This is a genomic window from Streptomyces sp. NPDC058664 (genome assembly GCF_042716635.1).
Classification (GTDB): Bacteria; Actinomycetota; Actinomycetes; order Streptomycetales; family Streptomycetaceae; genus Streptomyces.
Genome location: NZ_JBHXRW010000018.1, coordinates 43,842 through 57,387 on the forward strand (window position 1 = coordinate 43,842; position 13,546 = coordinate 57,387).

Annotated in this window: 12 protein-coding genes; 9 read left to right on the forward strand and 3 right to left on the reverse strand. The window is 71.9% G+C overall.

The genetic code is table 11. The features are described from left to right. The first annotated feature begins 25 nt into the window (after positions 1-25). Complete coding sequence (truA, locus tag ACFWUY_RS16800; protein WP_384108033.1) at positions 26-883, forward strand: tRNA pseudouridine(38-40) synthase TruA; 858 nt, start codon at positions 26-28, stop codon at positions 881-883. On the opposite strand, the gene ACFWUY_RS16805 is transcribed toward truA, so the two are convergent. Next, positions 854-1,837, reverse strand: coding sequence for a hypothetical protein (locus ACFWUY_RS16805; protein ID WP_384108035.1), 984 nt, complete (start codon positions 1,835-1,837; stop codon positions 854-856). The genes truA and ACFWUY_RS16805 overlap by 30 nt on opposite strands. A 47-nt stretch (positions 1,838-1,884) precedes the next feature. Here ACFWUY_RS16805 and ACFWUY_RS16810 point away from each other — a divergent pair, with 47 nt between their 5' ends. The 4 genes from ACFWUY_RS16810 to glmM all read left to right on the forward strand — a co-directional run bounded on the left by ACFWUY_RS16810 (position 1,885) and on the right by glmM (position 6,364). Beyond that, complete coding sequence (locus ACFWUY_RS16810) at positions 1,885-3,516, forward strand: ABC-F family ATP-binding cassette domain-containing protein (RefSeq protein WP_384108038.1); 1,632 nt, start codon at positions 1,885-1,887, stop codon at positions 3,514-3,516. 330 nt (positions 3,517-3,846) lie between these two features. Next, complete coding sequence (rplM, locus tag ACFWUY_RS16815) at positions 3,847-4,290, forward strand: 50S ribosomal protein L13 (protein WP_384108040.1); 444 nt, start codon at positions 3,847-3,849, stop codon at positions 4,288-4,290. 44 nt (positions 4,291-4,334) lie between these two features. Then, entirely contained in the window at positions 4,335-4,853 is a 519-nt protein-coding gene (gene rpsI / locus ACFWUY_RS16820; protein WP_384108043.1) for a 30S ribosomal protein S9, read from the forward strand. A gap of 152 nt (positions 4,854-5,005) precedes the next feature. Further along, the gene (gene glmM / locus ACFWUY_RS16825; RefSeq protein WP_384108046.1) at positions 5,006-6,364 is read left to right on the forward strand and encodes a phosphoglucosamine mutase; all 1,359 of its coding nucleotides are present in this window, start codon (positions 5,006-5,008) and stop codon (positions 6,362-6,364) included. A 97-nt stretch (positions 6,365-6,461) separates the two neighbouring features. Here the strand turns inward: glmM and ACFWUY_RS16830 are convergent, their stop codons facing one another. Both ACFWUY_RS16830 and coaA read right to left on the reverse strand, forming a co-directional pair. Then, entirely contained in the window at positions 6,462-7,409 is a 948-nt protein-coding gene (locus ACFWUY_RS16830) for a DUF389 domain-containing protein (protein WP_384108048.1), read from the reverse strand. Positions 7,410-7,446: 37 nt separating this feature from the next. Continuing rightward, complete coding sequence (coaA, locus tag ACFWUY_RS16835; protein ID WP_384108050.1) at positions 7,447-8,508, reverse strand: type I pantothenate kinase; 1,062 nt, start codon at positions 8,506-8,508, stop codon at positions 7,447-7,449. A gap of 172 nt (positions 8,509-8,680) precedes the next feature. Between coaA and ACFWUY_RS16840 the strand changes: the two genes are divergently transcribed. From ACFWUY_RS16840 to ACFWUY_RS16855, 4 genes are all read left to right on the forward strand, one after another. Then, complete coding sequence (locus tag ACFWUY_RS16840; protein ID WP_384108052.1) at positions 8,681-9,442, forward strand: hypothetical protein; 762 nt, start codon at positions 8,681-8,683, stop codon at positions 9,440-9,442. A gap of 138 nt (positions 9,443-9,580) precedes the next feature. Next, on the forward strand, positions 9,581-11,428 hold the full coding sequence (glmS, locus tag ACFWUY_RS16845) for a glutamine--fructose-6-phosphate transaminase (isomerizing) (protein ID WP_384108054.1): 1,848 nt from the start codon (positions 9,581-9,583) through the stop codon (positions 11,426-11,428). A gap of 7 nt (positions 11,429-11,435) precedes the next feature. After that, a complete protein-coding gene (locus ACFWUY_RS16850) occupies positions 11,436-11,804 on the forward strand; it encodes a holo-ACP synthase (RefSeq protein ID WP_384108057.1) in 369 nt (122 codons plus the stop codon). Positions 11,805-11,940: 136 nt separating this feature from the next. Continuing rightward, entirely contained in the window at positions 11,941-13,374 is a 1,434-nt protein-coding gene (locus ACFWUY_RS16855) for an NAD(P)H-hydrate dehydratase (RefSeq protein WP_384108060.1), read from the forward strand. Positions 13,375-13,546: the final 172 nt, after the last annotated feature.

The window sequence follows — 13,546 nt, forward strand, 5'->3', positions numbered from 1 at the left end:
CCCGTGTGTTTGAGAGGATTTCCAGGTGAGCGATGACGTGCAGGACGGGTTCGTACGGGTACGCCTCGACCTTTCGTACGACGGCAGGGACTTCTCCGGCTGGGCCAAGCAGAAGCAGGGGCAGCGGACCGTTCAGGGGGACATCGAGGCCGCCCTGCGGACCGTGACCCGGTCCAAGGAGACGTACGAGCTGACCGTGGCCGGCCGGACCGACGCCGGGGTCCACGCGCGCGGCCAGGTCGCCCATGTCGACCTGCCCGTCGAGCTGTGGGCCGAGCACCGCGACAAGCTGCTCCGGCGGCTCGCGGGGCGCCTCGCGCACGACGTGCGGGTGTGGAGGGTGGAAGAGGCCCCCGCGGGCTTCAACGCGCGTTTCTCCGCGATCTGGCGCCGGTACGCCTACCGGGTCACCGACGACCCCGGCGGCGTCGACCCGCTGCTGCGCGGGCACGTCCTGTGGCACGACTGGCCCCTCGACATGGACGCCATGAACGAGGCCGCCGCCGCGCTGGTCGGCGAGCACGACTTCGCCGCGTACTGCAAGAAGCGCGAGGGCGCGACCACCATCCGCACGCTCCAGGAGCTGCGCTGGGAGCGGCGCCCGGGCGGTGTGATGGAGGCCACCGTGAAGGCCGACGCCTTCTGCCACAACATGGTCCGCTCGCTGGTCGGCGCCCTGCTGTTCGTCGGCGACGGGCACCGGCCGGTGGAGTGGCCCGGCAAGGTGCTCGCGGCCGGTGTCCGGGACTCGGCCGTGCACGTCGTGCGCCCGCACGGCCTCACCCTCGAAGAGGTCGGCTACCCGGCCGACGAACTCCTGGCCGCCCGCAATCTGGAGGCCAGGAACAAGCGGTCACTCCCCGGGAGCGTTGGCTGCTGCTGAGGCCTGGGCCTTGCCGCGGGCGTAGATCTGGTTGAAGGCGAAGGTGCCGAGGTCGTCGCTGGCCCGGAAGATCGGCTTGTCGGCCGTGGTGACCTTCTCGCCGCTGGTGAAGCCGGCCTGGGTGAAGTAGGCGTAGCGGCCGATCGAGTTCGAGCGGCGCAGGCAGACCGTGGCGCGGCAGAACTCCTTCACGCCCGCGCCGGCCAGCGGGGCGATGCCGCCGGTGGCCTGGTTCTTCGCCCTCAGGGCGGCGGCCTCGGACGGGAAGACGGCCACGCCGACGGTGATCGCCACGCCGTCCCGCACGTAGGTGGCGCGGAGCACCCGCTGGCAGCCGTTCTTCTTCAGGACGGCGCCGAGGCCGCCCTGGGTGACGGCCGCGCAGTTCGTGGTCGCCGAGGTCGCGCCCTTCTTGTACGGGCGCTTGTCCATCGTCAGCTTCCTGCCCGGGAAGAGGCCCTCGGCGGTGAGCGGGGCCTTGTCCTTCTTCGGGTCCGAGATGTAGTCCTTCGGGTTCGGCGGGGGCGGCGGCGCCACCGAGGAGAAGGTCGGCTCGGGGGTGGGGGAGTCCGTGGGGGAGACCGAGACGGTCGGCACCCCGCCGTTCTTGGCCTCGTCGTTCTTCTTGCCGGTGGCCACCACGGCGGTCGCCACGATCGCGCCGACGACGAGCGCGGCCACGACCCCGCCGCCGATCATCAGCCAGCGCTTGCGCCGGTTACGGGAGGCCGAGGCGTCGGCCAGGGCGCCCCAGTCCGGGGTCGAGCCGCCGCCCTGGGCGCCCGGGAAGGGGTCCGGCTGCCCGCCGTACCCCTGCGGGCCCCGGGGCTGTCCGCCGTACCCCTGCTGACCCTGCGGCTGCCCGTACCCCTGCGGCCCCTGCGGCTGCTGCCCGTACCCCTGCTGACCCTGCTGCTGCGGCTCGTGCGGCCACTGCGGTCCCCCAAAGCTCATGCCGCGCATCCTAAACCGGTTGGGCCGAGCCGACGCGGGCGGCGACAATGCACCTCATGGGACATGTCGAGGCCGCGCATCTTGAGTACTACCTTCCCGACGGGAGGGTCCTGCTCGGGGACGCCTCCTTCCGGGTGGGGGAGGGCGCCGTCGTCGCCCTCGTCGGGGCCAACGGCGCCGGCAAGACCACACTGCTCCGGCTGATCTCCGGAGAGCTCCAGCCGCACGGCGGCAGTGTCACGGTCAGCGGCGGGCTCGGCGTGATGCCGCAGTTCGTCGGCTCCGTACGGGACGGGTCTACCGTCCGTGACCTGCTGGTCTCGGTGGCCCAGCCGCGGATCCGGGAGGCCGCGAAGGCCGTCGACGAGGCCGAGCACCTGATCATGACCGTCGACGACGAGGCCGCGCAGATGAAGTACGCGCAGGCCCTCAGCGACTGGGCCGAGGTGCAGGGGTACGAGGCCGAGACCGCGTGGGACATCTGCACCATGGCGGCGCTCGGCGTCCCGTACGAGAAGGCGCAGTTCCGGGAGGTGCGGACGCTCTCCGGCGGCGAGCAGAAGCGGCTGGTCCTGGAGTCCCTGCTGCGGGGCCCCGACGAGGTGCTGCTCCTCGACGAGCCGGACAACTACCTCGACGTGCCCGGCAAGCGGTGGCTGGAGGAGCGGCTCCGGGAGACCCGTAAGACCGTGCTGTTCATCTCGCACGACCGGGAGCTGCTCTCCCGGGCCGCGCAGAAGATCGTCGCGGTCGAGCCCGGCCCGGCCGGTTCGGACGTGTGGGTGCACGGTGGCGGCTTCGACACCTTCCACGAGGCGCGGCGGGAGCGGTTCGCCCGCTTCGAAGAGCTGAAGCGGCGCTGGGAGGAGAAGCACGCCCAGCTGAAGAAGCTGGTCGTCAACCTGCGGCAGGCGGCGTCGGTCAGCCACGACATGGCCTCCCGGTACGCGGCGGCGCAGACCCGGCTGCGGAAGTTCGAGGAGGCGGGGCCGCCGCCGGAGCCGCCGCGCGAGCAGGACATCCGGATGCGGCTGCGGGGCGGGCGCACCGGTGTGCGTGCGGTGACCTGCGAGAACCTTGAGCTGACCGGGCTCATGAAGCCGTTCTCACTCGAGATCTTCTACGGGGAGCGGGTCGCCGTCCTCGGGTCGAACGGGTCGGGCAAGTCACACTTCCTGCGGCTCCTCGCGGGGGACCCGTCGGTCGCCCACACGGGCGACTGGAAGCTCGGCGCGCGGGTCGTGCCCGGGCACTTCGCGCAGACCCACGCGCACCCGGAGCTGGCCGGGCGGCCGCTCGTCGACATCCTGTGGACGGAGCACGCCAAGGACCGGGGCGGGGCGATGTCGGTGCTGCGGCGGTACGAGCTGGAGCGGCAGGGGGACCAGCCCTTCGACAAGCTGTCGGGCGGACAGCAGGCCCGCTTCCAGATCCTGCTCCTTGAACTGGCCGGCACGACGGCGCTGCTGCTCGACGAGCCCACGGACAACCTGGACCTGGAGTCGGCGGAGGCGCTGCAGGACGGGCTCGAGGCGTACGACGGGACCGTGATGGCCGTGACCCACGACCGGTGGTTCGCGAAGTCGTTCGACCGGTACCTGGTCTTCGGGTCGGACGGGGTCGTACGGGAGACGAGCGAGCCGGTGTGGGACGAGCGGCGGGTCGAGCGGGCGCGGTGACCTCGAGCGGTCGGCGGAACTCGACCTCGGGCCACGGTCGGCGGACGGAGTCCGGCGCAGCCGTGCGAGCGCGGTGTGGGGGACAGGTCGAGCGGGTGCGCTGACCTGGTGTCTCGCGGCGTTTTGACCCGTCCGGGGTGGCGCGGGTACTGTTGCGGTTTGTTATGCGTATTGGCTTCGTCGTTCTCGCACGAAGGGCCCTTACGCAGGTTCCCTGGAGCAGTTACCAGTGGCTCGCATACGGGCGGTGCCCCGGCAGTGCAGGCCCCAGCTGCATGATCGCTTCAGGTGTGTCTGGACTCCATCCACTGAAGAAGCGAAGGCTACGAAGTGCGTACGTACAGCCCCAAGCCCGGCGATGTCACTCGCCAGTGGCACATCATCGACGCGCAGGACGTTGTCCTGGGCCGTCTGGCGACCACGGCTGCGAACCTCCTCCGAGGCAAGCACAAGCCCGTCTACGCCCCCCACATGGACATGGGCGACTTCGTCATCATCATCAACGCTGACAAGGTCCACCTGTCCGGCAACAAGAAGACCCAGAAGCTGGCGTACCGCCACTCCGGCTTCCCGGGTGGTCTGCGCTCCGTCCGTTACGACGAGCTGCTCGCCAAGAACCCCGAGAAGGCCGTCGAGAAGGCCATCAAGGGCATGATCCCCAAGAACTCCCTGGGCCGTCAGATGATCTCGAAGCTGAAGGTCTACGCGGGCGAGAACCACCCGCACGCTGCTCAGCAGCCGGTTCCGTTCGAGATCACCCAGGTCGCGCAGTAGTTCCGGCCACACCCCCTAAGAACGAAAGAAATCTGAGGAGAATCGTGGCCGAGACCACCCCTGAGACCCCCGTCGACGAGTTCGAGGGCGTCGAGGAGTACACGACCGAGACCGAGACCGAGCTCGTCGAGGGTGAGTACACCTCCGAGTCGCTCGCTTCCCGCTTCGGCGACCCGCAGCCGGCCGCCGGCCTGGGCCGTCGCAAGAACGCCATCGCCCGCGTCCGGATCGTTCCGGGCACCGGCAAGTGGAAGATCAACGGTCGCACCCTTGAGGACTACTTCCCCAACAAGGTGCACCAGCAGGAAGTCAACGAGCCCTTCAAGGTGCTCGAGCTCGACAACCGCTACGACGTCATCGCCCGCATCGCGGGTGGCGGTGTCTCCGGCCAGGCCGGCGCCCTGCGCCTCGGTGTGGCCCGTGCGCTGAACGAGGCGGACGTCGAGAACAACCGCCCGGCGCTGAAGAAGGCCGGCTTCCTCTCCCGCGACGACCGTGCGGTCGAGCGCAAGAAGGCCGGTCTCAAGAAGGCCCGTAAGGCCCCGCAGTACAGCAAGCGTTAATCACGCCTGCTCGGTCTGCTTTCGTACGCCCCGGCGGCACTGCCCGTGCCGTCGGGGCGTACGTTTTTTCATAACCTTTTTCTCTTTCATCCTCACCTTCATCTTTGATCAGCTCTTTCATCGGCTTGGGCACGTATTTTCGGAGGACAGCTGTGGGACGACTCTTCGGCACGGACGGCGTACGCGGTGTGGCCAACGCGGATCTGACGGCGGAGCTCGCGCTCGGCCTCTCGGTCGCGGCGGCGCACGTGCTCGCGGAGGCGGGCACCTTCGAGGGGCATCGGCCGGTCGCCGTGGTCGGACGTGACCCCCGCGCGTCCGGGGAGTTCCTCGAAGCCGCCGTCGTGGCGGGGCTCGCCAGCGCCGGCGTCGACGTGCTGCGCGTCGGCGTCCTGCCCACCCCGGCCGTGGCCCACCTCACCGGCGTCCTCGGCGCCGACCTCGGCGTGATGCTCTCCGCCAGCCACAACGCCATGCCCGACAACGGCATCAAGTTCTTCGCGCGCGGCGGCCACAAGCTCGCCGACGACCTCGAGGACAGGATCGAGGCCGTCTACGAGGAGCACCGCACCGGCGCCCCCTGGGAGCGCCCGACCGGTGCCGGCGTCGGCCGGGTCCGTGACTACGACGAGGGCTTCGACACGTACGTCGCCCACCTCATCGCCGTCCTCCCCAACCGTCTCGACGGACTGAAGGTCGTCCTCGACGAGGCCCACGGCGCCGCCGCCCGCGTCTCGCCCGAGGCCTTCTCCCGGGCCGGCGCCGAGGTCGTCACCATCGGTGCCGAGCCCGACGGCCTCAACATCAACGACGGCTGCGGCTCCACCCACCTGGAGCTGCTCCGGGCCGCCGTCGTCGAGCACGGCGCCGACCTGGGCATCGCCCACGACGGCGACGCCGACCGCTGCCTCGCCGTGGACGCCGCGGGCAACGAGGTCGACGGCGACCAGATCCTCGCCGTCCTCGCCCTCGCCATGCGCGAGGCCGGGACGCTGCGCGGGGACGCCGTCGTCGCGACCGTCATGTCCAACCTGGGCTTCAAGCTCGCCATGGAGCGCGAGGGCCTGAACCTCGTCCAGACGGCGGTCGGTGACCGCTACGTCCTGGAGTCCATGAAGGAGAACGGCTACGCGCTCGGCGGCGAGCAGTCCGGGCACGTCATCGTCCTCGACCACGCCACCACCGGCGACGGTACCCTCACCGGTCTCATGCTGGCCGCCCGGCTGGCCGCCACCGGCAAGTCGCTCGCGGAGCTGGCGGGGGTGATGGAGCGGCTGCCGCAGATCCTCATCAACGTGAAGGACGTCGACAAGTCGCGCGTCGCCACCTCCGCCGACCTGGCCACCGCCGTCGTCGAGGCCGAGCGCGAGCTCGGCTCGACCGGCCGCGTGCTGCTCCGCTCCTCGGGCACCGAGCCGCTGGTCCGGGTCATGGTCGAGGCCGCGGACATCGAGCAGGCCCGCTCGGTCGCGCAGCGGCTCGCGGACGTGGTGAAGTCCGCGCTGGGCTAGTCTTTCTGAGGCATCGTCATGCGAAGAGGGTCCTCACCGTGCCGGTGGGGGCCCTCCGCCGTCACGGGGCCCTGCCGCCGCCGTGCGCCCCGGGTTCTCAGGCCTTCGGCGTGCGGCGCCGGCGGCCGCGCTGGATGCGCCACAGCAGTTTCTGCCCGTACAGCGTCAGCACTCCGGCCAGCATGATCCCGAAGAGGTTGAGCAGCAGCTGCTCGGTCGACCCCCACATCTGGCCGACGTCCCCGTAGCTGAGCGCCACGGCCGCGTTCGCGCCCGCCGGGACCGTCGTCACCGAGATCGCCACGCCCACGAGCGCACCGGACTTGGCGGAGGTCAGCGAGAGCATGCCGGCCGCGCCCGCCAGCAGCGCCACGACGAAGGAGAACGGGTCGGGCTGCCAGATGAACGCGGTGTTGGGACGGTCCGCGTCCAGCTGCTCCCTGCTGAACAGGTCGAACGCGTCCATCCCCAGACTGAACACCGTCGTCGCCGCGATCGCCGCCGCGAAGCCGACGAGCAGCGCGGTCAGCGACCGCGCCGCCAGCTTCGGGGCCCGCTGCACCACCGCCGTACAGACACCGGCGAGCGGGCCGAACTCCGGGCCGACCGCCATCGCGCCCACGATCAGGACCGCGTTGTCCAGGACGACACCGCAGGCCGCGATCATCGTCGCCAGGATCATGAACGCGCTGTACGTGACGGACAGCGACGACTCCTCGTGGGTCGCCCCCGCCAGCTTGTCCCAGATCACCGCGTCCGCGGGCTCGCCCGGCGCCTCCTCCTCGGCCGCGTCCGCCCGACTGGAGAGGGACAGGTCGATGTTGCCGACGGCGATCGAACCGGCCTGGTCGATCTTCAGCTCGCGCAGCCCGTTCAGGAGCTCGTCACCCGCCTCGCGGGCCACGTCGCACATGACCACGTCGCCGGCCGGGTCCCGGGCCGCGCCCGGCAGCACCACCAGGTGGGCGGTGCCCACCGTCGACTCGACGAGCTTGACGGCGGCCGGGGTGCGCTCGGGCGGGACGATCATCCGGAGATGCAACATGCGGAAGAGCTTACGGACGGCCGGGGCGTACGGAAGGTCAGAGCTTGCGGAGACTCAGCCGCTGCACCTTGTGGTCGGGGCCCTTGCGGACCACCAGGGTCGCCCGGCCCCGGGTGGGCGCCACGTTCTCCAGGAGGTTCACCTTGTTGATGGTCCGCCACATCGTGCGGGCGTAGTCGAGGGCCTCCTCCTCGGAGACCCGCGTGTAGCGCTGGAAGTACGAGGAGGGGTTCTGGAACGCGGTGTCGCGCAGCTTGCGGAAGCGGTTGAGGTACCAGCGCTCGATGTCCTCGGGCCGCGCGTCCACGTACACCGAGAAGTCGAAGTAGTCGGCGAGGCCGACGCGGGTCCGGCCGTCCTTGCCGGGCAGGGCCGGCTGGAGGACGTTCAGCCCCTCCACGATCAGGATGTCCGGGCGGCGGACGACGAGCCGCTCGTCGGGCACCCGGTCGTAGATCAGGTGCGAGTAGACCGGGGCCGTGACCTCCTCCTTGCCGGCCTTGATGTCCGCGACGAACCGGGTCAGGGCCCGGCGGTCGTACGACTCGGGGAAGCCCTTGCGGGACATGAGGCCGCGGGCCTTCAGCTCCTCCATCGGGTAGAGGAAGGCGTCCGTGGTCACCAGCTCCACGCGGGGGTGCTCGGGCCAGCGGGCCAGCAGGGCCTGGAGGAGGCGGGAGACCGTCGACTTGCCGACGGCGACCGAACCCGCGACCCCTATGACGAAGGGGGTGCCGCGCTGCTCCGCGCTCTCGCCGAGGAAGGTGTTGAGGGCGCCGCGCAGACCGCTGGTGGCCTGCACGTACAGGTTGAGCAGCCGGGAGAGGGGGAGGTAGATGTCCCGTACCTCGTCGAGGTCGATCACGTCCCCGAGACCGCGGAGCCGCTCGACCTCGTCGGCGGAGAGGGGGAGGGGCGTCTTGTCCCGCAGGTCGCTCCACTCGGCCCGGGTGAGGTCGACGTAGGGGGTCGCCTCGGAGGGGCGGCGGGGCCCGGAGCCGTTGCGGGGGCCGTCTCCGGGGGCGGGGCCGGTCCCGTGGGCGGGGCCGTTCCCGTCGGGGACGTCCCCGTCAGGGCTTCGTGGCGGCGAAGTGATCACCCCGCCATTGTCGGGGGTCGGCGGCCTTCGTGGGTCGTGGGGTGGGTCACGCGACAAAAGCCGTTGTCCGCCCCCTCCTCTAGGGTGATCATGTCGTTGCCGCGTGTCTCAGCACTTCACGCGGGGGGAGCCGCCGGCCGGCGGCACGAAGAGAAGCAGAGAGCCACCACCCATGCGTACGTCCGCCAGAACCGCCCCCGTCGCCGTCACCGCCGTCTCCCTCGCGCTGCTCCTCACCGCCTGCGGGGGCGGGAAGGAGAGCGACGACCAGGGCAAGGACAGCGCGCCCGGCGCCTCCGCCACGTCCGACGCGCCCGCGGCCAAGGCACTGTCCGCCGCCGAGCTGGACAAGCTGATCGTCGAGACGGCGGACGTCAAGGGCCACAAGGTGCAGAAGACCGGGACCGGCGACATCGTGTCGGCGGACAAGGTCACCACCGAAAAGGCCGCCTGCGCGCCGATCGCCCACGCCATGTCCTTCATCTCGCCCGGCTCACCCGCCGCCTCGGCGCAGCGCAAGGTGATGGCGGAGCCGAAGAAGAGCGCGACGGCCTCGCCGGAGGACGCGCTCCTCGGCGGGCTCGGCGTCCACGTGACGGCGGTGACGCTCGGCTCGTACGACGGGCAGGGTGCCCAGGAGGCCTTCGCCTCGGTGAAGACGGCCGGCACCGAGTGCGCCGGCGGTTTCACGGTGGGCCACCTCAAGGAGAAGACGAAGGTCAGCAAGGTCGAGCCGGTGAGCGTCACCGCCGGTGACGAGGCGGTCGCGTTCACCGTCACCAGCGACATGGAGGGCAGGCCCTTCGTCAGCAAGCTCGTCGTCTTCCGCAAGGGCAACGCGCTCGCGTCGTTCTCGACCATCAGCTTCGCCCCCGAAGGCGTCAAGGAGCTGCCGACGGCCGTCATCGACGCGCAGGCCAAGAAGCTGGGCTGACGCCGGGACCGGTGGGGGCGCGCGGAGGCACGGGTCGGTGTCAGGGCCGGCGGGCGCGCGGCGGCGACCGGCCGACGCGCGCCCGCCGAACCCGGCTGACTCCGGCCCTCCGGCCGTCTTCCGCCCTACGCTTCCGTCATGTGTGGAATCGTGGGATACGTCGGCAGGCAGTCGGCGCTTGATGTGGTGGTCGCGGGTCTCAAGAGGCTCGAATACCGAGGCTACGACTCGGCCGGTGTCGCCGTGCTCTCCGACGGAGGGCTGGCCGCGGCCAAGAAGGCGGGCAAGCTCGTCAACCTGGAGAAGGAGCTCTTGGAGCGGCCGCTCGTCGGCGGGTCCGTGGGCATCGGACACACCCGCTGGGCCACCCACGGTGGGCCGACCGACGCCAACGCGCACCCGCACCTGGACAACGCGGGCCGCGTCGCCGTCGTCCACAACGGCATCATCGAGAACTTCGCCGCCCTGCGCGAGGAGCTCGCCGAGCGCGGTCACGACCTGGTCTCCGAGACGGACACCGAGGTCGTCGCCCACCTCCTCGCCGAGGAGTTCTCCTCCGTCGGCGACCTGGCGGAGGCCATGCGGCTCGTGTGCCGGCGGCTCGACGGGGCGTTCACCCTGGTCGCCGTGCACGGCGACCAGCCCGACGTCGTCATCGGCGCCCGCCGCAACTCGCCGCTCGTCGTCGGCGTCGGCGAGGGCGAGAACTTCCTCGCCTCCGACGTGTCCGCCTTCATCGCCCACACCCGCTCGGCCATCGAACTCGGCCAGGACCAGGTCGTCGAGCTGACCAGGGACGGCGTCACCGTCACCGACTTCGACGGGGTGCCCGCCGACGTACGGGCCTACCACGTGGACTGGGACGCCTCCGCCGCCGAGAAGGGCGGCTACGACTACTTCATGCTCAAGGAGATCGCCGAGCAGCCCAAGGCAGTCGCCGACACCCTCCTCGGCCGGATCGACGGCGCGGGCCGGCTCGCCCTCGACGAGGTGCGCATCCCGGGCCACGTCCTCCGCGAGGCCGACAAGGTCGTCGTCATCGCCTGCGGCACCGCCTTCCACGCCGGGCTCATCGCCAAGTACGCCATCGAGCACTGGGCCAGGATCCCCTGCGAGGTCGAGCTCGCCAGCGAGTTCCGCTACCGGGACCCGATCCTCGACCAGCGGACCCTCGTCATCGCCATCTCCCAGTCCGGCGAGACCATGGACACCCTCATGGCGCTCCGGCACGCCCGCGATCAGGGCGCGAAGGTCCTCGCCGTCTGCAACACCAACGGCTCGACCATCCCCCGCGAGTCGGACGCCGTGCTCTACACGCACGCCGGACCCGAGGTCGCCGTCGCGTCCACGAAGGCCTTCCTCACCCAGCTCGTCGCCTGCTACCTCCTCGCCCTCTATCTGGGACAGGTGCGCGGCACCAAGTGGGGCGACGAGATCCGGGCGGTCGTCCGCGAACTCGCCAGGATCGGCGACGAGGTCGAGCGGGTCCTGGAGACCATGGAGCCGGTACGGGCCCTCGCCCGCTCCCTCGCCCACAAGAACACCGTCCTCTTCCTCGGCCGGCACGTGGGCTACCCGGTCGCCCTCGAAGGCGCCCTGAAGCTCAAGGAGCTCGCCTACATGCACGCCGAGGGCTTCGCGGCGGGAGAGCTCAAGCACGGGCCGATCGCACTCATCGAGGAGGACCTGCCGGTCGTCGTCGTGGTGCCCTCGCCGAAGAGCCGCTCCGTCCTCCACGACAAGATCGTCTCCAACATCCAGGAGATCCGGGCGCGCGGGGCGCGGACCATCGTGATCGCGGAGGAGGGCGACGAGGCCGTCGTCCCGTACGCCGACCACCTCGTCCGGATCCCGGCCACGCCTACGCTGCTCCAGCCGCTGGTCTCCACGGTGCCGCTCCAGGTCTTCGCCTGCGAGCTCGCCACCGCGCGGGGCAACGAGGTCGACCAGCCGCGCAACCTGGCCAAATCCGTGACTGTGGAGTGAGTGGGAAATGATCATTGGGGTGGGGATCGACGTGGCGGAGATCGACCGTTTCGCCACGTCGATCGAACGGACACCGGGGCTGCTCCAGCGCCTCTTCGTCGAACGGGAGCTGCTGCTCCCCAGCGGTGAACGGCGCGGGCCCGCCTCGCTCGCGGTGCGGTTCGCCGCGAAGGAGGCGCTGGCGAAGGCGCTCGGCGCGCCGGGCGGGCTGCACTGGACGGACGCCGAGGTGTACGTCGAGGACACCGGGCAGCCGCGGGTGCGGGTGCGGGGGACGGTGGCGGCGCGGGCGGCGGAGCTGGGCGTCAAGCACTGGCACGTCTCGCTCAGCCATGACGCGGGGGTGGCCTCGGCGGTGGTGATCGCCGAGGGGTGACGCGGACACGCGGTCACAGGGGCCGTGCGGCGCGCGACTGCCGGGACCGGCGTCCGGGGGTGAGTGCCGAGCGCCTCCGGGGGTGTCAACCCGCCTCCCCGGGCAGGGGCTTGAGGACTGCGGCAGACTGCTGACCATGCGTACCGCTCACCGCGTGGAGACCGTCCGGGCCGCCGAGGCCGCCCTCATGGCCCGACTGCCCGAAGGCGCCCTCATGGCACGGGCCGCCGCCGGGCTCGCCGCCGCCTGCTGCGGACTGCTGCCGCGGGTGTACGGAGCGAGGGTCGTCCTCCTCGTCGGCAGCGGCGACAACGGCGGCGACGCGCTGTACGCCGGCGCCCGGCTCGCCCGGCGCGGCGCCGGAGTCACCGCCGTCCTGCTCGGCGACCGCGCCCACGTCGGCGGACTCGCGGCGCTCCGGGCGGCGGGGGGCCGGATCGCCGACGACCCGTTCGAACCCCTCGCCGGTGCCGACCTCGTCCTCGACGGCATCACCGGCATCGGGGGGCGCGGCGGACTCCGGCCCGACGCCGTCCCCGTCGCCCGGGCCGCACGCGGCTCCGACGCCGTCGTCGTCGCCGTCGACCTGCCGAGCGGGGTCGACGCGGACACGGGCGAGGTGACAGGAGAGGCGTTGCGGGCCGATGTGACGGTGACCTTCGGGGCGTACAAGCCGGGGCTGCTCGTCGACCCCGCACGGGAGTACGCGGGCGCGCTGCGGCTCGTCGACATCGGAATCGGCGCCGAACTGCCGGGCGTGCCCGACCTGGAGGCGCTCCAGCACCAGGACGTGGCGCGGCTGCTGCCCGTACCCGGCGCCGAGAGCGACAAGTACCGGCGCGGAGTCCTCGGTGTCGTCGCCGGATCCGCCCGCTACCCGGGCGCGGCCGTCCTCGCCGTCGAGGGGGCGCTGCGGGGCGGGGCGGGAGCCGTGCGGTACGTCGGGCCCGCGGCCGGGGCGGTGATCGCCCGGCATCCCGAGACGCTCGTCCACGCGGGGCCGCCCTCCGCGGCGGGGCGCGTGCAGGCCTGGATGATCGGACCCGGGCTCGGTGACGAACCGGGTATCGAGGAGGTCCTCGCCTCGGAGGTTCCGGTCCTCGTGGACGCCGACGGACTGCGGGGCCTGGACCCGGCTCTCGTACGGGCCCGCCCGGCACCGACCCTCCTCACCCCGCACGCCGGGGAGGCGGCGGCGCTGCTCGGCGTGGCCCGCGAGGAGGTGGAGGCGGGGCGGCTCGCGGCGGTACGGGAACTGGTGGGGCGGTTCGGGGCGACGGTGCTGCTCAAGGGCTCGACGACGCTGGTGCACGGGCCCGGCGGCGGCCCCGTACGGGTGAACCCCACCGGGACCGGCTGGCTGGCCACCGCCGGCAGCGGCGACGTCCTCTCCGGCCTCGCCGGCTCCCTCCTGGCGGCGGGCCTGCCGCCGGTGGACGCGGCCTCGTGCGCCGCGTACCTGCACGGGCTCGCGGCCCGGCGGGTGTCGGAGGGCCGGGGGCCGGTGACGGCGTCGGAGGTGGCGGGGGCGGTGGGGGACGTGTGGCGGGACGTGACGGTCGACGCGTAGGCCCTGCGGGGGCCTGCGGGCGGGGATCCCCCACCCCACCCCTTCCCGAAACCCTGCCGGGGGCGGGTGGGGGGCGTGCCCGGGGGCTCGGCCCCCGGCCCCTCGCCGTGTCCGTTTCACGGCGCAGCCGTTGCGCTTCCCCCGTCGCTCATGGCCGGGTCGGGGTGGACGG